At 45.5% G+C, this 24,489-nt stretch carries 23 protein-coding genes; 13 read left to right on the forward strand and 10 right to left on the reverse strand.

Going from position 1 to position 24,489, the window contains the following annotated elements:
• Nucleotides 1-5: 5 nt before the first annotated feature.
• Nucleotides 6-1,043: a LacI family DNA-binding transcriptional regulator gene (locus ACQSGY_RS23830; protein ID WP_427181215.1), complete on the reverse strand. Its 1,038-nt coding sequence runs from the start codon at nucleotides 1,041-1,043 to the stop codon at nucleotides 6-8.
• A 126-nt stretch (nucleotides 1,044-1,169) separates the two neighbouring features.
• Between ACQSGY_RS23830 and ACQSGY_RS23835 the strand changes: the two genes are divergently transcribed.
• Nucleotides 1,170-2,531, forward strand: coding sequence for an FAD-dependent oxidoreductase (locus ACQSGY_RS23835; RefSeq protein WP_427181216.1), 1,362 nt, complete (start codon nucleotides 1,170-1,172; stop codon nucleotides 2,529-2,531).
• Nucleotides 2,532-2,619: 88 nt separating this feature from the next.
• On the opposite strand, the gene ACQSGY_RS23840 is transcribed toward ACQSGY_RS23835, so the two are convergent.
• A complete protein-coding gene (locus tag ACQSGY_RS23840) occupies nucleotides 2,620-3,318 on the reverse strand; it encodes a transglutaminase-like domain-containing protein (RefSeq protein ID WP_427181217.1) in 699 nt (232 codons plus the stop codon).
• Between the two features lie 29 nt (nucleotides 3,319-3,347).
• Nucleotides 3,348-4,109 carry a helix-turn-helix domain-containing protein gene (locus ACQSGY_RS23845; RefSeq protein WP_427181293.1) on the reverse strand — a complete coding sequence of 254 codons (762 nt, stop codon included), beginning with the start codon at nucleotides 4,107-4,109 and terminating at the stop codon, nucleotides 3,348-3,350.
• A gap of 177 nt (nucleotides 4,110-4,286) precedes the next feature.
• On the opposite strand from ACQSGY_RS23845, the gene ACQSGY_RS23850 reads away from it, so the two are divergent.
• Complete coding sequence (locus ACQSGY_RS23850) at nucleotides 4,287-5,042, forward strand: SDR family oxidoreductase (protein ID WP_427181218.1); 756 nt, start codon at nucleotides 4,287-4,289, stop codon at nucleotides 5,040-5,042.
• Nucleotides 5,043-5,166: 124 nt separating this feature from the next.
• On the opposite strand, the gene ureC is transcribed toward ACQSGY_RS23850, so the two are convergent.
• Together ureC and ureA are read right to left on the reverse strand one after the other, a co-directional pair.
• Entirely contained in the window at nucleotides 5,167-6,879 is a 1,713-nt protein-coding gene (ureC, locus tag ACQSGY_RS23855; protein WP_427181219.1) for an urease subunit alpha, read from the reverse strand.
• Nucleotides 6,876-7,502: an urease subunit gamma gene (gene ureA / locus ACQSGY_RS23860; protein WP_145402233.1), complete on the reverse strand. Its 627-nt coding sequence runs from the start codon at nucleotides 7,500-7,502 to the stop codon at nucleotides 6,876-6,878. Before ureA ends, ureC begins: the two co-directional genes overlap by 4 nt.
• A gap of 373 nt (nucleotides 7,503-7,875) precedes the next feature.
• Here ureA and ACQSGY_RS23865 point away from each other — a divergent pair, with 373 nt between their 5' ends.
• The 4 genes from ACQSGY_RS23865 to ACQSGY_RS23880 all read left to right on the forward strand — a co-directional run bounded on the left by ACQSGY_RS23865 (nucleotide 7,876) and on the right by ACQSGY_RS23880 (nucleotide 10,669).
• Nucleotides 7,876-8,760 (forward strand): AraC family transcriptional regulator, encoded by an 885-nt coding sequence (locus ACQSGY_RS23865; RefSeq protein WP_427181220.1) that lies wholly within the window; start codon nucleotides 7,876-7,878, stop codon nucleotides 8,758-8,760.
• Nucleotides 8,761-8,925: 165 nt separating this feature from the next.
• The gene (locus ACQSGY_RS23870) at nucleotides 8,926-9,180 is read left to right on the forward strand and encodes a heparan-alpha-glucosaminide N-acetyltransferase domain-containing protein (RefSeq protein ID WP_427181221.1); all 255 of its coding nucleotides are present in this window, start codon (nucleotides 8,926-8,928) and stop codon (nucleotides 9,178-9,180) included.
• Between the two features lie 122 nt (nucleotides 9,181-9,302).
• Nucleotides 9,303-9,575 carry a DUF418 domain-containing protein gene (locus ACQSGY_RS23875; protein ID WP_427181222.1) on the forward strand — a complete coding sequence of 91 codons (273 nt, stop codon included), beginning with the start codon at nucleotides 9,303-9,305 and terminating at the stop codon, nucleotides 9,573-9,575.
• Between the two features lie 113 nt (nucleotides 9,576-9,688).
• Complete coding sequence (locus ACQSGY_RS23880) at nucleotides 9,689-10,669, forward strand: ROK family protein (protein WP_427181223.1); 981 nt, start codon at nucleotides 9,689-9,691, stop codon at nucleotides 10,667-10,669.
• Here the strand turns inward: ACQSGY_RS23880 and ACQSGY_RS23885 are convergent.
• The gene (locus tag ACQSGY_RS23885) at nucleotides 10,653-11,888 is read right to left on the reverse strand and encodes a helix-turn-helix transcriptional regulator (RefSeq protein WP_427181224.1); all 1,236 of its coding nucleotides are present in this window, start codon (nucleotides 11,886-11,888) and stop codon (nucleotides 10,653-10,655) included. The two genes, ACQSGY_RS23880 and ACQSGY_RS23885, sit on opposite strands and share 17 nt — an antisense overlap.
• A 265-nt stretch (nucleotides 11,889-12,153) precedes the next feature.
• Between ACQSGY_RS23885 and ACQSGY_RS23890 the strand changes: the two genes are divergently transcribed.
• The 3 genes from ACQSGY_RS23890 (at nucleotide 12,154) to ACQSGY_RS23900 (ending at nucleotide 15,590) form a co-directional block, all read left to right on the forward strand.
• On the forward strand, nucleotides 12,154-13,509 hold the full coding sequence (locus ACQSGY_RS23890) for an MFS transporter (protein ID WP_427181225.1): 1,356 nt from the start codon (nucleotides 12,154-12,156) through the stop codon (nucleotides 13,507-13,509).
• 76 nt (nucleotides 13,510-13,585) lie between these two features.
• Entirely contained in the window at nucleotides 13,586-15,385 is a 1,800-nt protein-coding gene (gene uidA, locus ACQSGY_RS23895; protein WP_427181226.1) for a beta-glucuronidase, read from the forward strand.
• Between the two features lie 82 nt (nucleotides 15,386-15,467).
• On the forward strand, nucleotides 15,468-15,590 hold the full coding sequence (locus ACQSGY_RS23900) for a hypothetical protein (RefSeq protein WP_427181227.1): 123 nt from the start codon (nucleotides 15,468-15,470) through the stop codon (nucleotides 15,588-15,590).
• 177 nt (nucleotides 15,591-15,767) lie between these two features.
• On the opposite strand, the gene ACQSGY_RS23905 is transcribed toward ACQSGY_RS23900, so the two are convergent.
• Together ACQSGY_RS23905 and ACQSGY_RS23910 are read right to left on the reverse strand one after the other, a co-directional pair.
• Nucleotides 15,768-16,505 (reverse strand): AAA family ATPase, encoded by a 738-nt coding sequence (locus tag ACQSGY_RS23905; protein ID WP_427181294.1) that lies wholly within the window; start codon nucleotides 16,503-16,505, stop codon nucleotides 15,768-15,770.
• A 104-nt stretch (nucleotides 16,506-16,609) separates the two neighbouring features.
• Entirely contained in the window at nucleotides 16,610-17,131 is a 522-nt protein-coding gene (locus tag ACQSGY_RS23910) for a DinB family protein (protein ID WP_427181295.1), read from the reverse strand.
• A gap of 669 nt (nucleotides 17,132-17,800) precedes the next feature.
• On the opposite strand from ACQSGY_RS23910, the gene ACQSGY_RS23915 reads away from it, so the two are divergent.
• Nucleotides 17,801-18,103: a hypothetical protein gene (locus ACQSGY_RS23915; protein ID WP_427181228.1), complete on the forward strand. Its 303-nt coding sequence runs from the start codon at nucleotides 17,801-17,803 to the stop codon at nucleotides 18,101-18,103.
• A 310-nt stretch (nucleotides 18,104-18,413) separates the two neighbouring features.
• Here ACQSGY_RS23915 and ACQSGY_RS23920 read toward each other — a convergent pair whose 3' ends face one another.
• Nucleotides 18,414-19,211: a helix-turn-helix transcriptional regulator gene (locus tag ACQSGY_RS23920; RefSeq protein WP_427181229.1), complete on the reverse strand. Its 798-nt coding sequence runs from the start codon at nucleotides 19,209-19,211 to the stop codon at nucleotides 18,414-18,416.
• Nucleotides 19,212-19,450: 239 nt separating this feature from the next.
• Between ACQSGY_RS23920 and ACQSGY_RS23925 the strand changes: the two genes are divergently transcribed.
• Complete coding sequence (locus ACQSGY_RS23925) at nucleotides 19,451-20,872, forward strand: family 43 glycosylhydrolase (RefSeq protein WP_427181230.1); 1,422 nt, start codon at nucleotides 19,451-19,453, stop codon at nucleotides 20,870-20,872.
• A 119-nt stretch (nucleotides 20,873-20,991) separates the two neighbouring features.
• Here the strand turns inward: ACQSGY_RS23925 and ACQSGY_RS23930 are convergent, their stop codons facing one another.
• Nucleotides 20,992-21,900: a helix-turn-helix domain-containing protein gene (locus ACQSGY_RS23930; protein WP_427181231.1), complete on the reverse strand. Its 909-nt coding sequence runs from the start codon at nucleotides 21,898-21,900 to the stop codon at nucleotides 20,992-20,994.
• 162 nt (nucleotides 21,901-22,062) lie between these two features.
• Here ACQSGY_RS23930 and ACQSGY_RS23935 point away from each other — a divergent pair, with 162 nt between their 5' ends.
• Both ACQSGY_RS23935 and gucD read left to right on the forward strand, forming a co-directional pair.
• Complete coding sequence (locus ACQSGY_RS23935; RefSeq protein WP_110898749.1) at nucleotides 22,063-22,941, forward strand: fumarylacetoacetate hydrolase family protein; 879 nt, start codon at nucleotides 22,063-22,065, stop codon at nucleotides 22,939-22,941.
• A 39-nt stretch (nucleotides 22,942-22,980) separates the two neighbouring features.
• Nucleotides 22,981-24,444, forward strand: coding sequence for an alpha-ketoglutaric semialdehyde dehydrogenase GucD (gucD, locus tag ACQSGY_RS23940; RefSeq protein ID WP_427181232.1), 1,464 nt, complete (start codon nucleotides 22,981-22,983; stop codon nucleotides 24,442-24,444).
• Nucleotides 24,445-24,489: the final 45 nt, after the last annotated feature.

Genomic DNA, 24,489 nt, shown 5'->3' on the forward strand with positions numbered 1-24,489 from the left:
TATGGTTACGTAATATCTTTTACGGTTGCTCCAGAGTGAAATCCGCCTTGCAGCCGGATATGCTCAAACGGCAGACTCGGGTTGGAAATTCTCCATAACATCCGATCAGCACCCCGTACACCTACCTCTTTCACAGGCAGTTTAGGCCGGGTCAAATCAGGGATCAGCTCTGGAGCAGCATGCTCCAAGCCAATCAGAGAGCAATCCTGAGGGATTTGCCGGCCCAGCAGGCTGCAGCCGTAATAAATCCAGGCCAGATCATGCTCCATGCCCACCAGAATCGCCGTTGGTTTTTCTTTCTCCAATAGGTCCGTTAACTGCTGGATATATGTCTCTTTGGACTGCAGACGTGTCAAATGCTGCTCTTCACTCACAGAAATGCCTTCCAGCTGCAAAGCTTCCTGAAAAGCATGCCAGCGCAGTCGGAAGCCGCGATGCATACGCACATTGCCAATATACAATATCCGGCGGTGCCCTTTGCTAACGAGGTAACGAACCGATTGATGAACTGCCGATGAAACATCCCATATGACACTGTCCACCTGCGCGATTGGCGGCGGATAATTAAGCAGAATTTTGGGGAGCTGAAGCTCCATCAATTTGGCTTCCACGGGAGGAAGAATCATCGGCCCGATAAAGAAACCGTCCAGATAAAGCAATTCATTTTTTTCCATCCAATCGATAAATTTTGAATCAGAAACTGTCCCTTGTGGTGCAAAAAGCATTTCCAGTTTGTGTCCAAACTCGGCTAGCCTGGACTTGATTCCCTCATATAAAGAGTGATGAATAAAAGCCCGTTCAGTGTTCGGAACGATAAACGCGAACCTTCTTGACTTGGAGGAATAGAGTGGAATCTGCTCTACTGCCATGCTGCGTTCCTGTTCCTTGGTGCGATACCCTAATTGTGCGGCAAGAGCAACCACCTCGTTACGTGTATGTTCAGACATCCCCGGTAGACCACGTAACGCTTTGGAAACCGTATGAACAGTCAGATCAAGTTGATCTGCAATCATTTTTAACGTAACTTTTTTAGGAATGGGCATAAGAACCACCTTTATGACTACTTTTACGATTATTATAGAAAAAACAAAATAAAAATGAAACTAAAGTGTAACTAAAAATTATGCTCTATGGCAGTTAAAATGAAAGTAATTCATGGAGGTGTTCACATGACTCACACAAAATCTGAAATTCATGTCCCGGAGCGTCGTATTCCGTTATATAGCGAAGTAGATGTTGTGGTCGCTGGAGGAGGGCCGTCTGGTGTAGCCGCAGCACTTGCTGCTGCAAGAAACGGAGCATCCGTTTTACTGATAGAGCAGCGAGGTTACCTTGGAGGCATGGCAACGGTATCTCAGGTCCCCGCCTTTTGTCCCTACACGGATCAGGTTAAACCAGTCATTCGCGGGATCGGGCTCGAAATTCTGAATGATATGAAGCTTAATATGGAGGAAACGTTTCGTAAGGACTGGCAGGATTTACTCGATTGGGTTCCGATTGATGCCGAAGTATTAAAACGAGTGTTGGACAAAAAGATGATGGAAGCTGGCGTTCAAGTGCTGTATCATACGTTCGTTGGCGATATTTTGCATAAAGATGGCTATGTGGAAGCTGCTGTGATTCATAACAAAAGTGGCACACAAGCCGTGAAAGGAAATATCTATATCGATGCAACCAGTGACGCGGATATCACCCATCTTGCTGGCGGACAGCTCATAAAAGGCGGAGAAAACGGAGAGCTGCAGCCAGGAACGATGTGTTTTGTGCTGAACAATCTGGATCGGAGCAAGTTCTTCTCCAGCGTGGAGGTGCATGGCAAAGATTTAAAACACGCCATTCGTCAAGCTAAAGCACAAGGACGTTTGCGTGTAGCAAGAGAGTGGGCGGGGATTTCATGGCTGAACAACCATACGGCAGGTCTTAACTTCGGTCATGTATTTGGTATCGACGGCTCGAATGCGGAAGATTTAACACGCGGGGCGATCGAAGGCCGGGCATTAGCTGCGCATATCACCGAATGGCTGCGTGAGACCATCCCTGGCTTTGAGAACGCTTTCCTGACGGTGACAGGAGAACAGGTCGGCATTCGGGAGACCCGGCGCATTGTGGGCGACTATACGATTACAGCTGACGATTTTATGGCTTGCCGTTCATTCCCTGATGACATCGCACGTAATGCTTATTTTATCGATATTCATATGGCCAAACCGACAAGTGGTATGACGATGATTCATCTGCCGGCAGGGGAATCACATGGCATTCCTTACCGTTCTCTACTTCCTGCAGGTATTCATAATGTCATTGTTGCCGGAAGATCAATCTCCACGGACCGAGCAACTCAGGGCTCTGCGCGCGTTATGCCAAATTGTTTTGCCATGGGTGAGGCCGCCGGAACAGCTGCTGCGATGCTCCGAGAGAATGGGGCGAAGGAGACACGAAGCATAGATGTGAGTGCTTTGCAATGCAGACTTGTTCGTCAAGGGGCTTGGCTTGGTGAAGGCATAAACGAGCGTTATTTGGAAAAAGCGTAAGCCGCAACTAAAAAGGCATATGCAAACGGAACGAAACAGAGAATTTCCCCTGGATCGTTCCGCTTTTTGTTTCTGCCTAAGGTGAGGTTCAACCTTTCCTGATAAGCCTGACATTTCTATTCATTAAATGCCGAACCAGGCTGCTGAATATCCTTCTTTTGATCGGACTTAACTTCTGAGGATGAAGAGTGAAGAATTGGTCGGGATGATCAAACGTGCCGAAATCCTGAACAATGCCTTCTTTTTGTACATAGGTATCATTCTCGTCCCAAAAAATAGCGGGATTCTGAAAATCATTCGTCGCTACGCCATAACCACAAAATGAGCCGGTACATTCGTTAAACTTTTGCTGAAGCTTGGTCAGGTAAGGCAGATCCACAATGAAACCTTCTATATTTAACCACTTGTCGTTGTATAACACCTCAATCCAGCTATGGATAATCTCTTTCGGAGATAGGTGGTAGTACCAGCCAGTCATTGCTCCTTTTTGCAATTGCTTATCAATCGTAAAACCGTGAATTCGACAAGGGATGCCTAGCGCTCTGAGCAGTGCCATAAATAAAATGCCTTTGGTATTACATTGTCCATAGCCATCCTGCAATACTTCTGAAGCCGGAATATCATCCCTGCGATTATAACCAAATTCAATCTCGTCTCGAACATAGTTATACACGTACAGAATCTGCTCTTTTACTGGAAGCGAAGCCCACTGACGTCTGAGAATGAGGTCCTGAATGGACGAATGATTGAAGTTTAACAATTCCGTTTGCTCGAGATAGTTGTTCATGATGAGCACCTCCTGCAATCATTGTATCGTCAGTGCAGGGAGGAAACTTGCAAAAACACGCTATCTTTACGAATGTCTTTGGCTGTCATACCCAACAATCGCTTACTTGTATTGGCAAAATGGGAGGGGGTATCGAAGCCGGCAGCCATGGCCGCATCCGTAATACTCAGTCCTTCAAAAATCAGATAACATGCCTTCTGCAGCTTATGTAAGACGAGATAACCACTAAGGGATATTCCTGTATTTTCTTTAAACAGATGTGAGAGTCTGCTGCTCGAAAGACCAAACTGCTCAGCGTAAGTACGAATAGAGTGCTCCGAATCTGTGCATTGTTTCATATGTTGAATCAGTGCTTCGATTCGTGTATCCGTAATCGCCGGCGGAGTATAGTCGAGGTTAAACAGCGTCATGAGTTCTTGGAAAAACAAACCGTAACTCTCGGCCGTATGAATTTGCGGCAAACGTTTTTTAATATATTCGGCCATGACAAGACTAAGCTCTGAAGGAAAATTGGCGTATGCCTGTTTGCCCATATAATGCTTAAAGGCCGCAGCTATGCTGGAGGTGCTGTCTATTAGAAGCAATACCAGAGGCTGTCCCAAACCTTGCAAACGATGAATTACATTGGAATTAAGCACAATCCCGGAAGTACATATATGTTCTCCCTGAACTTCAATCTGAAATTCAGTTTCTAAAGCGATCGTAACTTGAATAAAGGTATGTTGATGCGTCTCAGCATCAATGACATTAGAATGCACAAGAATGTGATGCTGCGCGCCATATAAGTTCATCAAACGGGAATCACCTCATGGGTAAAATAGAAAAATCTTTACTCTCTATTAGAATACATCTGGATTGGAATTGAAAGGGGAATCACCTTAAATGAAGCAATATCGTTTAATTATTCACTTCTGTTTACTATAATTGACGAGAACAATACACGTCTTTTATATGAGGAGGTTAATAGAATGACTCAAAACCAGAGAAAAATTGCAATCATCACAGGTGCCAGCAGTCCGAGGGATATGGGAAGTGCCTTTTGCCGCAAGTTAGCTTCACGAGATATAGACATTTTCTTCACTCATTACAGGGCTGATCCTGAGAGGATCATAACATTTCACAAGGAAATAGAGGACATGGGTGTGCGTTGTGCGTCGCTGGATGTCGATCTGGCTGAACGATATGCAGCGCAGCAAGTTTATGAAAGCGCAGTCGAGAAGCTGGGCCAGCCCTCTATACTGATTAATAATGCTGCTTATGGCGTCAACACCGATTACAAGTCCTTTGATGCTGACCTCATGGACAACCACTATGCCGTTAATATGAGATCTACTTTTCTCTTATGTACGATCTTTGCGCGCGAATTTGAAAAATCCAGCCTAACCTCAGGCAGAATTATCAATATGACGTCTGGACAGGATATATCGCCGATGCCTGGTGAATTGGCGTATGTTGCGACCAAAGGGGCGATTTCAGCTTTTACCAAGTCCTTGTCCCGTGAACTGGCACCACTCAAGATTACCGTAAATGCCGTAAATCCGGGGCCGACGGATACAACCTGGATGGATAACTCCATTCGTGACTATCTGTTGCCCAAATTTCCATTGGGACGAATCGGAGCACCAGAGGATGCAGCTAACATCATTGATTTCCTGGTGAGTGAAGCAGGGGCGTGGATCACGGGTCAGGTGATTCATTCAGAAGGCGGCTTTATTCGGGAATAGTCTGAAGAATCGGATGATACAACTAGAAATAAAGTCAAAACGTAAAAAGCTCAGCTGCATCAGCTGGGCTTTTTTTGAAGATTGATATAAAGCGATGAATAAGTTCGATGAACCTCTCATCATGTTAACTCAAGAAATAGCGCTGGGCCATCGGAAGTTCATCAACTGGCAGGCACTGCAATGTTTCACCATTCACGGATACGGTATAATTTTTCGGATCGACCATAATATTCGGTGTCTCTCCGTTCAAAATCATATCTTTCTTGCTTGCTGCACGACAGCCAGTCACAGGCTTTAATGACTTGCTCAACCCGAGAGGGGAGAGGGTGCCGGCATCAATTGAAGCCTGGGAAACAAAGGTCGCACAAATGGCTGAACGTGCCTTGCCATAGCTGCCAAACATAGGTCTGTACATGTACGGCTGTGGTGTCGAGATGGTGGAGTTGGGATCTCCCATCACACTATGAATAATCATGCCGCCTTTAAGGACAAGCTCTGGTTTAACGCCGAAGAAGGCGGGTTTCCAGAGGACGAGATCGGCCATTTTACCGACTTCAATCGAGCCTACATAAGTGGAGATGCCGTGGGTAATGGCCGGATTAATCGTGTATTTGGCAATATAACGTTTGACGCGCTCGTTATCTGCCTGGTTATCACCGGTAAGGGAGCCGCGTTGTTTTTTCATTTTATCCGCCGTCTGCCACGTTCTGATCGCTACTTCACCTACACGACCCATTGCCTGTGAATCCGAACTGGTCATACTGATCGCCCCGATATCATGTAAGATATCTTCCGCACCAATCGTCGTTTCACGAATTCGTGACGCGGCGAAGGCCACATCCTCGGGAATTTTGGGATCGAGATGATGACAGATCATCAGCATATCCAGATGCTCATCGACCGTATTTCGGGTGTAAGGCATGGTTGGACTGGTAGAGGAAGGCAGCACGTTAGGCATGGAAGCGACACGTAATAAATCCGGCGCGTGACCGCCACCCGCACCTTCCGTATGATAGGTATGAATGGCACGACCGTTAAACGACCGCAGGCTGTCTTCTACATATCCGGCCTCATTCAGCGTATCCGTATGGATATTGACCTGAATATCATACTGCTCGGCCACACTTAAACACTTGTCAATCACATAAGGTGTACTGCCCCAATCCTCATGAATCTTCAATCCGCCGACACCTGCGAGCACTTGCTCCTTCAGCGCTTCAGGCCTTGAGCTGTTGCCGCGGCCGAGCATCACAAAATTCATAGGAAGTGAATCGAGCCCCTGCAGCATTCGTTCAATGTGCCACACACCTGAGGTACAGTTGGTCGCGAGTGTCCCTGTAGCTGGCCCGGAACCTCCGCCGATCATCGTAGTAACACCACTTTGCAGCGCAATCTCAATTTGCTGCGGAGAAATAAAGTGAACATGGCTGTCTACGCCGCCAGCAGTCACGATCAAATTTTCACCAGAGATGACCTCTGTACCCACTCCAATATACATATCAGGATGTACGCCATCCATTACAAACGGATTTCCCGCTTTCCCAATACCCGCAATCAAGCCATCCTTGATCCCGATATCCGCTTTGACGATGCCCCAGGTGTCTATAATGACAACGTTGGTAATGACAGTATCCAGCACACCTTCATCCCGTGTCGCCAGAGGGTGCTGGCCCATACCGTCCCTGACTGTTTTTCCTCCGCCAAAAACACATTCATCTCCGTACACGGTAAAGTCTTTCTCGATCTCAATCTTTAACGAGGTGTCTGCGAGCCGAATCCGGTCTCCTGTCGTAGGTCCATACATACTTGCATACGTTGCACGGTCAATGGTGTTCATGATTCAATCCTCCCGTTCGTTAATCCGGCAAAACCATAGATTTCCTTCGTGCCACCAATTTCAACCAGTGTAATCTCATGTGTTTCTCCCGGTTCGAAGCGAACGGAAAGACCTGAAGCGATATCCAGCCGATAGCCCTTGGTGCCTTCCCGGTCAAAGGATAACGAGGGGTTGGCTTCAAAAAAGTGAAAATGTGATCCGACCTGAATCGGTCGATCTCCCGTGTTGGTCACGGAACGCGTAATGCGTTTACGGTCAGGTAGCAGCACAATAGGATCGTCAGCGAATTCATATTCACCAGGTATAATCGCACCGTCTATACGGGCAATAGGCTCATGTACGGTCACCAGCTTCGTTCCGTCTGGAAATGTAGCCTCAATCTGAACCTCGCTCATCAGCTCGGCCACACCATCCATGACCTGTGATGCGGTTAAAAGGTGACGTGCTTCTTCCATCAGCTGTTTCACTGTTTTCCCATCCCGTGCACCCTCGACAACAAACCCGGAAATATAAGCAGCGGCTTCCGGATAATTCAGTTGAACGCCTCGTTTTAGACGCTTTTCAGCCATATCCGCAGCCAGATACATCAGTAATTTCTCACGTTCCTGTACCGTTAAATGCATAGACAGCAGCTCCTTTGTAATCATTTCCAGTTCTTGCTTATGTATGAAAATGTAACATGAGAATCGGTTCCAGTCAAACAAATATGTCAAATAACATAACATGATTGATTTGAATTGTGCGAGATGACAAACAGAGAGGACTAACGGAAAATATTTCGTAGTATACGGAGGGGAGATAAAGTATCTTCAAAATTTATGTACTAAAATGAAATTTGGATTTTATCGTTAAACTAGTTATGCTTTATTGGGACTACTGCACCGTTATACTCGACAATATGTTTCTGCAACATCCAATTACGAAACTAAAGTGTGCACAAAATGTTGCGAAACAGGACAGACAGAACACTATACTTTGATCGAGAGGAGGGATCAGATGGATTGGCTGATGAGAATGAACCGCGCTTTGGATCATATTGAAATGAATCTAGCGAATGAGATTGTGCTGAAAGACGTTGCTCAGTGTGCTTGTTGCTCATCCCATCAATTTCAGCGAATGTTCTCGTTTATCACTAATGTTTCACTTGCAGAGTATATAAGGAGAAGGCGGCTTACTCTGGCGGCCATCGAACTTCAGAACAGCGATACCAAAGTGGTTGATATTGCAGTCAAGTACGGCTACGAATCTCCAGTATCGTTTGCAAGAGCTTTCTATGCGTTACATGGTGTGAATCCTGCCAAGGCTAGAGAAGAAGGAACAGCCCTCAAAGCCTATCCGCGCCTGTCCTTTCTCATCTCGATTAAAGGGGCTGAGCCTGTGAATTATCGGATTGAAACCAAAGAGAGCTTTGAAGTGTTTGGAATGGAGCGCATATTCAGTCTAAATGGACAAGAAACTCCGGCTGACTTCTGGAAGCAAAGTCATGAGAACGGTGAGGTTGAGCGTCTTGCTGCGAATGCAGGAGGAGTGCCTGGTTTCTTGAATCCGCACTATCATCAGGTTCATTCGGTGTGTAGTTATACAGCGACGGAGGAAGAGACATTTCCATATATGCTGTGTGCTTTCAAAAAGGAAACAAGCACAACCGAAGGGTACACGGTAATCAGTATACCTGCGTTTACTTGGGCGATCTTTCCATCCGAGCCGTTTACTTGGGATCAATTTGATGGGGTCATGGAAACTTTATACCAACGCTTCTTTACCGAATGGCTTCCTACGGCGGGATATGAGCAGGTGAACGGTTTGGAATTCGAAATTACAGGAAGTAAGGATGGGCAGCAATTTGTAGAACTTTGGTTTGCTGTACGCAAAATAACTTAGCTTGCTTTGCATACAGCAGCTCACCCAAACAGCAGCCTTCTTATGGAAGTCTGCTGTTCATTTTACTAGAATAAGACTTGACCTTAGGTCTTTCCCAAGCCCTTATGCTTCATCTTGTGTTTGTTGCTGCAAACATTATTGAGAAGCAGAAGGGGAGGTTATAGCATGAACTTACATACGACCAAAGGGAGAATTTTGGGACTAGACATGGCAAGGGCTCTTGCTGTCATTGGTATGATTCTGGTTAATTACAAGCTGGCGATGGATCCACAAGCCGCAGAGCCGGGGTGGATCCACGCAACCACAGGGATTTTGGAAGGACGGGTTTCTGCGTTATTTGTCATTCTTGCAGGCATAGGTGTATCGCTGAGCTTCGGAAGAGGAGTTATGCGGTCTTCCTTGTCATTGCTGCTGTGTTAATCAGGACATCCAGCTCACATCTACTCATCGGTGCAATATGCACAGTGATCGTGTCGATCCTTCAACTATTTATGTTGGACTACAGCTATGACTGGTCGGAAAACTACCATTAATATGAGATAGTGGTCTGCATTAAAGCAGCCGAGAGTTGGAGGAAGGGAGCATGGGTCCAAGCGCTGACTATCACAGGACAACTTTCACTTTTACATTATGTTGCCCATGTTATGATTGGACTTGTGCCACTTCAGTTAACAGGACTATTGGAAAATGGCAGTGTTGTCTTCCCAACCATCTATGCATTGATATTCTACGCAGGCGCTGCAGGCTTTTCGTTCTATTGGAAAAAACGTCACAGCCGCGGACCATTGGAACAACTAATACGGAGATGGGAATGAGTACATGTGAAGGAGAGACTATATTCATCGTGTAGGTTTATATGGTTTAATAACGTGTAGATTTTATAGTTTAATAATTGGATATTTCTAATAAACAGAATCGGGGAACTGCAATGAGTAAATATATTATCGGGATCGATCTGGGCGGTACGAATATCAAATCTGCCGTATTCACTACGGAATTCAAAAAAATTCACGAACGAAGCGATGCAACAGAAGCAGATCAAGGCCCCATTCATGTACTGAATAAAATGGTGAACATTGCAAAAGAGATGATGCTGCTTGTCGGAATCCAGCCGGATGCAGTTCAATGCATGGGAATTGGTGTACCGGGATTGTTGGACCCCGAAACGGGCAACTCTGTTTTTTCGCCTAATTTTCCTGAATGGGAGAATATTCATGTGGTAAACCACATGAAACAGCATTTTGAGTTTCCAGTGTTTATTGATAATGATGTGCGCGTAAATCTATATGGTGAATGGTTGTTTGGTGCGGGTGTCGGGTATCGCAACATGGTACTGATTACATTGGGCACCGGGTTGGGTTCTGGTATTGTCAATGACGGCAAGGTGATCTATGGTACAACCTCCAGTGCCGGGGAAATAGGTCATATGAATATGTACAGAGAGGGTCGCGCTTGCCGCTGCGGAAGCTCAGGCTGTTTGGGAAGATATGTATCGGCTATTGGCATGGTCAGAACGCTGACAGATAAGCTTGATGCGGGCAAGCTTAGTATCATTACAGAATGGGTAGAGGGAGACCACACCCAAATTACAGCTCACATGATCTCGGATGCGTACGATCTTGGCGACACACTTGCCATGGAGGTTATGCATGAAACAGGAGAGATTCTTGGATTTGGTCTGGCCAACGTAATCAATCTGTTAAATCCGGAACGGATTATCGTAGGCGGAGGCATGTCAGCAGCAGGTGACCGTCTTCTCAACAGCGTTCGGGACACCGTTCAAAAGCATTCATTACAGCTTGCTTCAGGAGCTTGTACAATCGTACAGGCGAAGCTGGGTGGACAAGCCGGGATGATTGGTGCTGCTGCTTATGCAAGCCGCAGGACGTCTGTTATTTTTGGTCCTTGAATTGTTTCGGCGTACAGCCTGTATAGGTTTTGAACACTTTCGCAAAATAACTCTGATCATTAAAGTTCAAAAGAGTAGCGATCTCCGCCAGAGAATAATTAGAATATGTCAATAAATTTTGAGCCTCTTCTATTTTGGTTTTCAACATAAATTGGGATATGGAGATCCCTACTTCTTTTTTGAACAGATTGGATAAATAATTAGGATGAAGTGAAGTCAGTTCAGCCAGTCGCGCAATGGTGATCCGTTCATGCAGGTGATTGAAGATGTAATCTTGACAAATATTAATAGGTTTGGAGTATTTATTTTTTTTGCTGTGTTCCACACGTTTCGTAAAGTCCAGCAAGGCATCTTCCATCAAATCATCCACCGCTTTACTATCCGTCAACTCCTCAAGTTTAAGAATATACAGATCACTGAGATTGTAAGCAATTTCTTGAAATACACCACCTTCTACCGCTGCTCTGGTTGCAAGCGTAATAAGGGAGATGGCCAGATTTTTCTGACTTCTGACATAACTGGTTTTGGACAGAACACTTTTCTTGCCTTGTTTATGGATGGAATGAAAGGTTTCCAGCACTTTATCTGTTCTGCCTAACCGAATATAATCCAGCAGTTTTTTCTCTTTATGCATCTCGGTGTGTATGAGGTTATTTTGGCGCGCATCCATAATTTGATGATACGGGTGCTCGATCTCCAGTGCTGCTTTTCTCCAGTCATCCTTCTCCAGATTACCCAATACATCGGCCAGCGTTAACTGCTCCTGATAGAGCATGTAATATACAACCATCGCAAAATTGATAAATGTGTAATTGCTCATTACAGGTACTTGATCGTAGTAGATACTCAGTTCCTGGTTATTTGCCTTGGTTAGCAGATCACTTAATGTGACATGAATGATGGACTCGGTCATTTTAAAATGAATTACAGGTCCCGCAACGAGGCGTCCTATCCGCTGATCGTCAGCAAAGAGGTTTATAGCAAAAAACTTCTCCAGATAGACCGTTTCCCGAATAATCGGATACCGCCGATCCTCCGTGCCATCAAACAACGCTGCGATCATCTCGTGATCCGAGGAAAACAGAGGATTATGTTCAATATTTACAGGAATGCGATAATGCAGTTGATTATGCTCTCCGAAATAGTAGAAGGGTACATTGTATAAATGATGGGCCACCGTACATATAAACTCCAGATGTTCATCCGTAAAGCTTTGCACGTCAAAACCTCCAATTCAATTCATTCCTATTAAAATAAAACGTGAATCATCCGATTTATCTGTGAAAAATACCATATCAAACGGATCATACCGATTATAATTTTCCATGAAATCGATTTCAAGCCTAGATCTGAAGGAGGTCACATCACTGGAACTGGCATAAATAGACGTTGCATTTCACAAATTGAGAGCGTTATCATTCTATCTCATATCATCCATGATCATTCAGAGATATGCCCAATTAAACATAAAAAGGTGGGTTACTATGCGTCCATTCGGATATAAAGATAAATTCGGTTATTTGTTTGGTGATTTCGGGAATGATTTCTTTTTTGCATTGGTAGCTTCGTTTTTGATGGTGTATTACACGGACGTATTCCATATTCATCCTGCAGCGGTGGGGGGCTTGTTCCTGTTAGCACGCTTATGGGATGCCGTAGCGGATATTACCTGGGGGCGTTTTATTGATACGAGAAAAGCATCGAAGCATGGAAAGTTCAAGCCCTGGATCTATCGTATGTCCTTCCCGCTGGTCATCTCAGGTGTGCTTATGTTTGTATACATCCCGGGAATGTCCGACGGATTCTACCTTGCCTATGCTTATGTGACTTATATTTTGTGGGGAACGTTGTACAGTACGGTCAATATTCCCTACGGCTCTATGGCTTCGGTTATTACCGCAGACCCTGTAGAGCGAACCGTGCTGTCCACCTGGAGATCACTCGGTGCAACTCTCGCTCAGCTTATCGTTGGCGTGCTTGGCCCGCTGCTGATGTTTGTGAATAATGAAGCGAATGCCAATCGATTCCTGATGGGTGCTGTCATTTTCGGAATTTTGTCAATCACCTCGTATATGGCATGTTATAAACTGTCCATCGAACGTGTTGTCATGGATGAGAATGAGAAGCCCAACACAAACTTGAAGAAAACATTGCAGGGGCTGCTGAAAAACAAACCGCTGATCATTTTCCTGATCGGATCATTAATATTTTTAATCAATCTCATGCTGATTGGTACTGTAAACACGTACTTGTTCAAAGATTACTTTGGTAACGCGCAACTGTTAAGTGTGCTCAGCCTCGTTCAATCGGCAACGATATTTATCGGCATGCCCTTGGTTAAACCGCTAGTCGCAAAATTTGGTAAAAAAGAAGTCGCCGCGACAGGATTTTTACTTTCAACGGTGATCTATTTGCTTTTGTATCTCATTCCTGATCTGTCGGTGGTGCAATATATGATCATTTTGTCCGTCGGTTTGTTTGGTTACGCTCTGTTTAATCTGATCAGCTGGGCATTTATAACCGACCTGGTCGACTATCATGAGTATTTGACAGGGCTTCGAGAGGACGCCACAATCTACTCCATTTATTCCTTTTCACGCAAAGTCGGACAGGCTGTTGCCGGAGGGATCGGTGGTGTAGCCGTTGCAGCCGTTGGATATAACGCTTCACTGCAAGTGCAGACTGCGGAGACACTTAAAGGGATTTACCTGTTAGCAACACTTGTACCCGCAATCGGATTATTTCTTGTCTTTGTATGTATTGCTGTGCTGTATCCTTTAAACAAAAAACGCACAGCTCAACTTGTAAGCGATATCAACGCGAAGAGAATGAGCAATTAGCTGACCAACAAGATATACAGCGAAGGGAGGTAGAGCAAGGGTATTCTTTTTAAAAGAGAATGAAGGAGATGTTCATATGTTATACCCTATACTTACCGAGACTCGCAACGTGATTGATCTGAACGGAATATGGAATTTTAAACTCGATTCAGGCCAGGGCTTTCAGGAGAATTGGCAGCAGGAAAAGCTCAAAAATACGATATGCATGGCTGTGCCTGCTTCATATAATGACATTGGAGTAAGTGCAAAAATTCGTGATCACGTGGGCTGGGTGTGGTATGAGCGCGACATCACCATTCCGGATTTGTTAACCGGGGAGAGATTGGTTTTACGGTTTGGTTCGGTCACTCATGCTGCGAAAGTGTATGTGAATGGCAAATTCGTAGTGGAGCACAAGGGCGGATTTCTGCCTTTTGAAGCTGTGATTAACCCTTATCTGCAAAGAGGGAAAAATCGGTTAACCGTTGCTGTCCATAATGTTGTGGACGAAACTACCTTACCTGTCGGTTCAGTTGTTGAGAAACACATCGCCGGAGTAGGGAAGGTCGTGCAGAACCTGCCTAATTTTGATTTTTTCAACTACGCCGGTCTTCATCGTCCCGTTAAAATATACACCACCCCTGCAACTTACATCCAGGACGTCACTATCGTTGCCAAATTGGATGGACAGGTTGATTATGCTATCGAGATTGAAGGCTCGGCCGCAGTTAAAGTGAAAGTTAAAGTACTGGACGAATCAGGAGCGGTTGTGGCAGAATCTGCAGGGGCATCAGGTCTGGCACACATTCCAGACGTCAGGTTGTGGGAGCCGCTAAATGCCTACTTGTACACGCTTCGCATTGAACTTGAAACGGAATCTGAAAATGAAACCGTAGATGTCTATGAACAGCCATTCGGGGTGAGAAGTGTTGAGGTAAAGGAAGGCAAGTTCCTCATTAACAACAAACCGTTTTATTTCAAAGGATACGGTAAACACGAGGATACCGCGATGCATGGCAGAGGTTTTGATGAAGCGGCCAATGTGCTCGATTGTAACCTGATGAAGTGGAGTGGGGCAAATTCATTCCGCACCGCGCACTATCCATATTCGGAAGAGATGATGCGGCTGGCCGATCGGGAGGGCTTTGTTGTTATTGACGAGGTGCCCGCAGTGGGTATGCATCTGAACATGCTGGTTCTCCATCGCGGCGGGGTGTTGAAAAATACGTGGGATGAACTGGAAACGTTTGAACATCATCAAGACGTAATTCGGGAGCTCATTCAGCGGGATAAAAATCACCCATGTGTCGTCATGTGGAACATCGCTAATGAGCCTGCTTCAGAAGAAGAGGGCGCCTACGAATACTTCAAACCGCTAGTGGAGTTAACCAGAGCATTAGATCCGCAGAAGCGTCCGATTACGATTGTCACCCAAATCGAATCGTCGCCGGAGAAGGATCAGATTGCAGAGCTGCTGGATATGCTCACCTTCAATCGTTATTACGGATGGTATGTGGATGGCGGGGAACTGAACTTGGCAAAACAGAAACTTCGCGCTGAACTCAATGGGTGGCTAAAAAGATGTCCACACACACCTATGATGATGACAGAGTATGGTGCAGATACCGTTGCCGGATTACACGATGTCGAGCCCGTTATGTTTACTGAAGAGTACCAGGTTGAATTCTACAAAGCCAACCATGAAGTGTTCGATGAGTTTCCACAGTTTGTTGGAGAACAGGTTTGGAATTTTGCTGATTTCGCAACCAGTCAGGGCATCATTCGAGTGCAGGGCAATAAAAAAGGCATTTTCACACGCGATCGTAAACCAAAGGCAATTGCACATGAGCTTAAAAGACGCTGGACAAGTATCCCGGATTTCTACTATAAGGGTTAAAAAGAAGTATACCTAATAGAGAACAGTGGTATTAAGAAGAATAACTATAAGAGAGAAAAGCAGAAAGAAGAGCAGGAAGAAAATGGATAAGAATAAGGATAAAGATAAAGATAAAGATAAAACAAAGATAAGAATAGAGAAGAAGACAGCTCATCATATAAAGTTGCTGTCTCTTTCTCATGGAAATAGAATAAAAATAGAATAGGGGATTTAGTATATCATTTATATCACTCGCTGCTTCCAGGGTATAACGCTCGCTGAGTGACAGGAATTGATCAAAGCAAAGACCTACCCGCGTCTATCATGTCAAAATTGCTGCTCATGCTCTTCTTTTTACATTATCCCGTATTCTTCGTTATTTGCTTGCTTATGCTAGTGCCCTTTAGCCCTCAGAGTCAGCTTCCTCAAATAACTGTTGAAGCATCTTATCCTTGTTGTTCAGAAATTGCTTCATGATCTGATAATGATCTGTTTCCTCCAACGTCTGGAGCTCGATGCCCTCTGAAGTCAGATTAAAGATCTGTGAATCCGGGTACGCCATTAAAATAGGGGAATGGGTAGCAATGATGAATTGTGAGTTTTGCTGCACCAGTTCATGAATGCGAGCGAGCATAGCCATCTGGCGAAGCGGTGACAAAGCCGCCTCGGGCTCGTCCAGAATATACAGACCTTGGCCCCCGAAACGATGTATAAACGTAGCAAAAAAAGACTCTCCATGAGATTGCTCATGTAAAGATTTTCCCCCGTACGAATCTTTTATCGGAGGTCCATACGAAGGCTCGTTGTCCAATTCATCGATCGTTGTCGCCAGATTATAATAACTTTCAGCCCTGAAAAAGAAGCCGTCCCTGGGACGCCGCGACCCTCTGACCAGTTGGATATACTGAAACAGATTGGAATGCGTGGCCCGGGTAGAAAATGAAAAATTCATCGTTCCGCCTTCGGGATTAAATCCCCAGGAGACAGCAATAGATTCCATCAGCGTAGACTTGCCCATTCCATTTTCACCAACGATATACGTGACCTTGGGGTGGAAATTTAGCGTATGTAGATGTTGAATCACGGCCAAGTCAAACGGATATTGATTAAAAGCAGCAATTTGATCACGCTTCAGCCGAATCTGGCTTAAATAAGATGCAGATAAGTTCAACTGGCTTCACTCCAGACGATAGAATAGATGGGCTGTTGTCGTCGTTCTACACTTCTTATACTGCCATTGGTGCGTTATACACGTACTTCATAACGATTACGAAGAACAGATAAATGATGCAGCTCATGTCCGGTGATCACCCAAGCAATTGCACGAGCAGTAGTCGAGTAATCATTGACGACACCTGTGCGCAGCCATGCTTCAGGACTAAGGCGGCGAAGCATGAGCAGGGTAGAATGCCGAACAGCTTCATATTCTTCTGCCAGATCGGCCACAGTATACGAGTCAAATGGATGACTGCCCATCAGTGTGTCCTGATCATATCCCGGAAGCGATGTCATATCACCTCTCGCAACCCGCAGCAAACGACCGCTCATAATACGTTCATTGTCAATAAGATGGCCAAAAACCTCCTTAACACTCCATTTCCCTTCGGCATAGCGGTAATTCGCTTGATCCTCAGTCAAGGAGTGAAGAGCTGCAATCACTTGTTTGGCTTGCTTCTCCAGCAGTTCCAACACATTGCCTTCAGGAACTTGACGAATGTATCCTTCATAAAAGGACGCATATTCTTGTGACTCAGGTCGTTCGTTCATGTGGTTGTCGTTCATATTCATGCTAAAACCCCTTTAACTAGAATTGATTTTTGTTTATTTTACCATTAATCAAGATAGAACCCCAGCGCAGATCACATTCATAGCATGATGTTAAGGTTAGAGTCCGTCATGGTTACAATATTGGTGCACGTTCTCTTTTGAATTCTCTTTTGGACTCTGGTTCGGATTTAACCCTTCATTTATCGTAAGCTTCAATGGATTATTCTTTCAATTATCGTAGCTACCCGCCAAACACCGATTTATCAGCAGCATTTCTCAGAAGAACCTACCTATCTAGCTACATACCTGCTCTAACGAATCCATATGAGCTTATTTAATCAAGATTGAGCCCTCTCAAATTGTAACGATCCCCACAAACCTTATTTCGCTGAAATTGCAAAATAAACACCCATTTTCCCACCAAATGCCGAGAATAGGGTCCCCTCGATTCGTTAGAAATGAAATACGTATAAAATCGGCCAAATAGCGTTACCTGAGATCGTTAGAGAAAATAGAGCTCTTTGAAGCATCGGCGGAGTATGTCAATCTTGAAAGGAGCAGGATTAAAGGAGCAAGTTCTAGTGGTGCATTTTTACAGATTTGCATTATAATATACAGATCACGGTCAATAACATTTTTCTGAAAGGAGGGATCGACATCTTCACACCGATGGAAACCTTTATTATTGTTTTTGGATCTATTTTTCTAATCATTCTGATTTATATAGGAATTCCGGCTATCTTGATCTTTACAACCTATATGATGTTCCAAAAACGCAAAAAGCTTAACCAAGCGACAGCTCAAAACCAACTGAATCACCTAAACAATCCAGGTAGTCCAAACAACGTGGACCATCTGAACAACGTAGACAAATTAGATAACCCAAACCATGTAGAAAATCTAGACAATGTAGACAATCCAGATTTTCTGAACAAATCTAATCCTTTTCACCAATACAAAGTTAAACCCTAGCAAGCAGCAGACTATCCAACGTGAGACCTATGATAAAAACTTTTAACCCAGATACATAGTCCACCACCAAGCCGCCGTTAATTCGGTGGTTTTTTCATTTTACAGAATTCAGCATAAGCTGATACATATAAGAAGCATATGAGGATTGATCAATAATCCATCAGTATACATCATTGCAACTGTATGCCCGATACCTTACCCTGAATATATTAGTAACCGATGCCATCACATAAGTCAGAAGGGATCTGAACATAGGCTGAGCGTAAATACAAAATGAAATAACCTTCAACTGTCTATTTCGTTCATCAAACTATTGATCAAGATTGGCTCTGTCCGTCAAAACATTGACGCTCTGCTGCTTGAATCGCTTGGGTGATACCCCTGTGATCTGTTTAAACTGTCTGCAGAAATGCTCCACATTGCGGTACCCGCAGCGATCAGCGATTTCAGCTACCGAGTAAAGGTAATGCCTGAGGTATTCTTTGGCTAAACGAATGCGGCTGTGGATGACATCATCCATACACGATACACCAAAGGATTTCTTATAAATCAGCTGCAAATACCCTGGACTGATACTCATCGTTTTGGCCATGGCCGCAACCGTCCATGGGTGACCGGGATTGTTGTGAATCGCCGTCCGCAGTTTCATTAGAGGATAATGCTGCGGGCCAATATTCTCAAGAACACAGGACTCCAGCAGCTTGTTAAACAGCGTTCGAAGCAAAAAATCCATCGATGCTTCCTGGTAATCCTTCTTGAAAGAATGCTCTGCCACCAGTAACTGGAACAGCTTGTGACAATATTCAGGATCATCTAACGGGAATGGCTTCCCGCGCGGGAGGCGGCTTTCGGTGATATAAGGCTCAGCACTATGCAAACGAATCCAATCGTTTACATACTGCTCCGCACACGCACGATAATAGATTTTCTGATGGGGTGCATATAGAACAGCATGATGGGGTGGATATTCCTTCAGCTCACCATCTACCCAGAACTGTGCCGCCGTCTTTGTGATGACCAAAAGCCAGCAATCATGCCCTTCGGGCACATCAAACACAAATCCACTGTGATGTACCGCATCATGTTCAACGTAAAAAATAGTATTCATCGTTCTTCACCTTTACCATACAGGTTGTGGAATTGATATGAACTTGGACACTGTTACTCCTGCTTTGTAATATACGGTTATTCCTGTTTTCTATTATACGGTTACTTCTGCTCTATATTAAACGGAAGTTTGTCTTAAACGCTCGGCAAATACATTCATTTATTTTCATCTAAACCTTTAATCAATATCTTCAATATCTTTTCAACTTCAATATCTTTTCAATAAGGAGTGCATCTCGAGTGAAAAAGCAAGCGTTGAATCCCTACCTCCCGGCTTGGGAGTACGTTCCTGACGGTGAGCCTTACGTATTTAACGACAGAGTATATGTGTACGGGTCGCATGACCGTTTTAACGGGCATGTGTTTTGCCTGAACGATTATGTATGCTGGTCTGCACCAATAGACGATCTTGGTAACTGGCGCAATGAGGGCGTCATTTATTTGAAAACAGATGATCCGCTGAACCCGGATGGCCATATGTGTCTGTACGCGCCCGATGTAACGGTAGGGCCGGACGGACGTTATTATCTATTTTATGTGCTGGATAAAGTTCCGGTTGTGTCCGTTGCTGTGTGTGATACACCGGCTGGTAAATATGAATTCTATGGTTATGTAAAATATGAGGATGGCACCCGGCTTGGAGAACGAGAAGGGGATGAGCCACAGTTTGATCCCGGTGTGCTGACGGAAGGACAGCTGACTTATCTGTATACCGGCTTCTGTGCACCTGGCGATCGTTCCAGACACGGCGCCATGGCAACCGTACTTGGACCGGACATGTTAACGATTGTGGAGGAACCCGTTTTCATCGCACCAAGTCAGCCGTACAGCGAGGGCAGTGGATTCGAAGGACATGAATTTTTTGAGGCACCTTCGATCCGCAAGAGGGGGGACCTGTACTATCTCGTTTATTCCTCGATTGTGATGCATGAATTATGCTACGCCACCAGCACATCCCCAACGGCAGGTTTTGAATACGGGGGCGTAATTGTGAGTAACTGTGATCTCCACATCGATACCTACAAACCGGCCGATATGCCGATGTATTACGGAGGCAACAATCACGGCAGCATTATCGAAATGAATACAGACTGGTATATTTTCTATCACCGGCACACTAATGGAGATGCATTTAACAGGCAGGGTTGCATAGAGAAAATTTCATTTCAAGAGGACGGATCAATTCCTCAGGTGGAGATGACCTCTTGTGGCGCTAATGGAGGCGCACTTGAGGGTAAAGGACAATATCCTGCACACATTGCATGCAATCTGTTTACTCGTGATGATCAAACATACACCGGAGGTTTCGGTGCAGGGGCCTGGCTGGACAGTCGCTTTCCGAAAATTACACAGGACGGCAGAGACGGTGATGAGGAGATCGGGTATATTGCCAATATGGTTGATTCAGCAACAGCAGGTTATAAATACTTCCATTGTCATGGCATTCGCCAGGTTACCCTGAGGGTAAGAGGATACTGCAGCGGAGCTTTCGAGTTGAAAACCTCATGGGACGGCCCGGTTCTGGGAACCATCCCGGTTCACTTTACCAATGAATGGAAGGCTTACACCGCGCCAATCACCATCCCGGACGGCACACAAGCATTGTATTTTACTTATATAGGAAATGGCGGAGCAAGTCTTGCTTCATTTGCCTTGGAATAAGATGTTAGGCGGAATTCAAAGAATGCCTCAGTAGAAGCGGTTACACGCCTTTTCCGGCATGTGATGTATGTCTGCATCATGTGGTGGATGTAAAGCAGCTAGTGGAGAGTCAATCGCCATTAGCTGCTTTTTTCATGCTCTGCTTGCTGTGAATGGTTGCGAAACTCGCTTGGTGCAATGCCCGTCCACCGCTTGAATTGACGACTGAAATGCGCATTGGTCTTATAGCCCAGCATCATGGCAATATGGTCGATCGTCAGATCCGTCTGTTTAAGGAGTCGCTGTGCTTCGTTCAGAAGTGTCTCGGATAAAAATTTGCGTGGCGGCTGACCGTAGATTTCGCGAAAAATCCGATTCACCTGGGATGTGCTCATATTCAACGATTTGGCGATATCCTGAATCCATGTACGGTTATTCTCCTGAATCTCGCCATGAAGATGAATGTAGTTTACTGAATCCTCGATGTGCTCCGCGATCTGATGGGCAATGATTTCTTTTCTGGATAATGTAACGGAGGCGTGATCAGATAACTGTCCAACCAGCGAGCCAAGCAGCTCAAATACGGCAGCATGCACCTTCATCTGTTTGGAGGAGGATAATGAATCGGACAAATGCTCCGTTGACAGCTCATATAATGCAGACAGGGAGGCCGATAATCCCGTGGCCAGATTGGAAACAGCCGGATAATAGATATCATTACAACGGTTGAGCTCCCGGCAGAAGGATGTATCATGCACACTGAAATGCACTGAAAAATAACTGAAGCCCTCTGGCCCTGCGCCTGTACAGGAATGGGTCATTCCAGGGCGGATGAACAACAGGTCACCCTTGGACTGTTTGTAAAGCTGCCCATTAACCACCATATCCATCTGCCCCTCCATCATCCAGTGTATTTCGTACATCGTGTGCTCGTGAGATGGATAGGTCCAGTTCGAATCTGCCTTTCGGGCATGCAGACCCATGAGTTGAAACGACATGCGAACATCAGGAAGACGGCCCAGATACATCGCTTCCGCATGCTTGGTCATACCAGCTCAGCTCCTTTGTCGAATAAATATAACCTTATCTTACCAGAAAAATAATGCGTGAAAAGGGTAACTCTTCGGATGGATTAGAGCATCGTCATGAGACATTCATGATGCTAAGGTATAATTATCAACCCGCCAAGGGAAAACAGGGGGCACGCTTACATGCGAATTATTCGATTTCTGGATGGAGAACAGAAGTGGCTTGCAGCCGTTACGGATGACGAACAAGCCTATCGTTTGCCACAAGCCGATTTCATCACATTGATCCATCAGTCCAGAGAACAGGGGATATCTCCAGTACAGCTTGTTGAAAGCGCTCTTAAACCCGTGAACCGTTTGACAGAGGATTGGACATCCCTGCATTTTATTAATCCAATTGACGCTCCGGAGGTGTGGGCTGCGGGTGTGACGTATCAGCGAAGCCGGGAAGCGCGTAATTATGAAGCGACAGACGGCAAGCTGGATGCGAACACCTTTTACGATAAGGTCTACGATGCAGAACGGCCGGAAATCTTTTTCAAATCAACAGCTGCCCGGACCGTGGGTCCTAATGAAGCTGTAACACTCCGCAGCGATTCCACCTGGCAGATTCCAGAGCCCGAGCTCGGACTGGTAATTACCGCAGATGGCAGCATTGTGGGATACATCGTTGGCAATGACATGAGCTGCCGGGATATCGAGGGTGAAAATCCGCTCTATCTGCCGCAGGCCAAAATATGGCGCAGCTCCTGCGCTATTGGTCCAGCTATACGTTTGGCAGAAACGGTAGCTAATCCTTATGATCTTGACATCGTCTGCGAAATCTATCGCGATAGCAAGGTTGTGGTGAATAGTGAGGCAAGTACAAGCGAATTAAACCGGAAGCTGGATGAGCTGGTTTCCTTTTTGGCAAGAGATAATGATTTGTTTGACGGAACCGTGCTGCTGACAGGTACAAATATCGTACCGCCTAACGATTTTACACTTCAGCCAGGAGACCGCATTGAAATTACGATCAGCGGCATCGGCACACTGGTGAATCCTGTTATTTCAAACCGATAATCGATGAATTCGAACAAATGAACAGGGAGGATGAGCGCAATGGGTTTTCAGTTAGAGCAGACGTATAACAATTTTATTAACGGTGAATGGGTGAAGGCAGGTTCCGGCCAGACCGAACCAAGCCTTAATCCGGCGAATCGCAACGAAATTGTAGGTTATGTTCCAGCTTCTGGTGTGGAGGACCTGAATCATGCTGTGGCAGCGGCCAAAACGGCAGCCAAAACGTGGCGCAGGTTAACTGGCGCGGAACGCGGCAATTATCTGTTTCAGGCTGCCAATGTACTCGAACGTCGGGCAGACGAGGTAGCCGAAGCGATGACAAGGGAGATGGGGAAGACCTTTCCTGAAGCCAAGGGAGAGACGATGCGCGGCGTCGCGATTCTCAGGTATTACGCAGGAGAAGGCATGCGCAAAACAGGTGATGTTATTCCGTCAACGGACAGTGAAGCTCTGATGTTCACAACCCGTGTACCGCTTGGTGTGGTAGGTGTGATTGCACCTTGGAATTTTCCGGTGGCGATCCCGATCTGGAAAACAGCGCCTGCGTTGATCTACGGCAATACCGTTGTACTCAAGCCAGCTCAGGAAACGGCGGTTACCGCAGCCATAGTAATGGAATGCTTCGAGGAAGCGGGTCTTCCAGCAGGAGTTCTTAACCTGATATGTGGTAAAGGCTCCGTCATCGGTTCCGCGCTGGCGGAGCACCCGGATGTAAACGGAATTACATTCACAGGCTCCAATGAAGTCGGCAAACGGGTTGGTGCGGCTGCCCTCGCTCGGGGTGCCAAATACCAGCTTGAAATGGGTGGTAAAAACCCGGTAATCATTGCCGCAGACGCTAATCTCGATCTGGCTGTAGAAGGAACGATCAGCGGTGGTCTGAAATCAACAGGGCAAAAATGTACAGCGACCAGCCGCGTTATTATCGAACGAAAAATATATGATGCCTTCAAGGAAAAGCTGCTGTCACAGGTTCAGGAGATTCGTTTGGGAGACGGCATGTCTGCTGGCAGCTGGATGGGGCCGTGTGCAAGTGAAGGGCAGCTGAACACCGTGCTGAGCTACATTCAGAAAGGACAGGATGAAGGCGCAGTTCTGCTTGCTGGGGGAAAAAGACCAAATAATCCCGAGCTTGCAGAGGGCTTTTATGTAGAACCAACCGTATTTGAAGGTGTCGAATCCCATATGTCTATTGCCAGGGAAGAAATTTTTGGCCCGGTGCTGGCCTTGATGCCCGTTGACTCTATCGAGGAAGCGATAACACTCGCCAATGACAGCGATTATGGTTTAAGTGCTTCAATCTATACGCAGAACGTTGGTTCGATGCTCTCGTTTATTCGGGATATGGATGCCGGACTTGTCAGAATTAATGCAGAAACCGCAGGGGTAGAGCTGCAGGCACCGTTTGGCGGGATGAAAATGTCCAGCTCGCATTCCAGAGAGCAGGGACAAGCGGCTATAGAATTTTTCACCGCGATCAAAACAATCTTCGTGAAATCATAACCTGCGGGGAGGATATCATGTACGAACAGATCCTATCAATTATGG

Source organism: Paenibacillus sp. TC-CSREp1, from assembly GCF_050171015.1.
GTDB lineage: Bacteria > Bacillota > Bacilli > Paenibacillales > Paenibacillaceae > Paenibacillus > Paenibacillus silvae.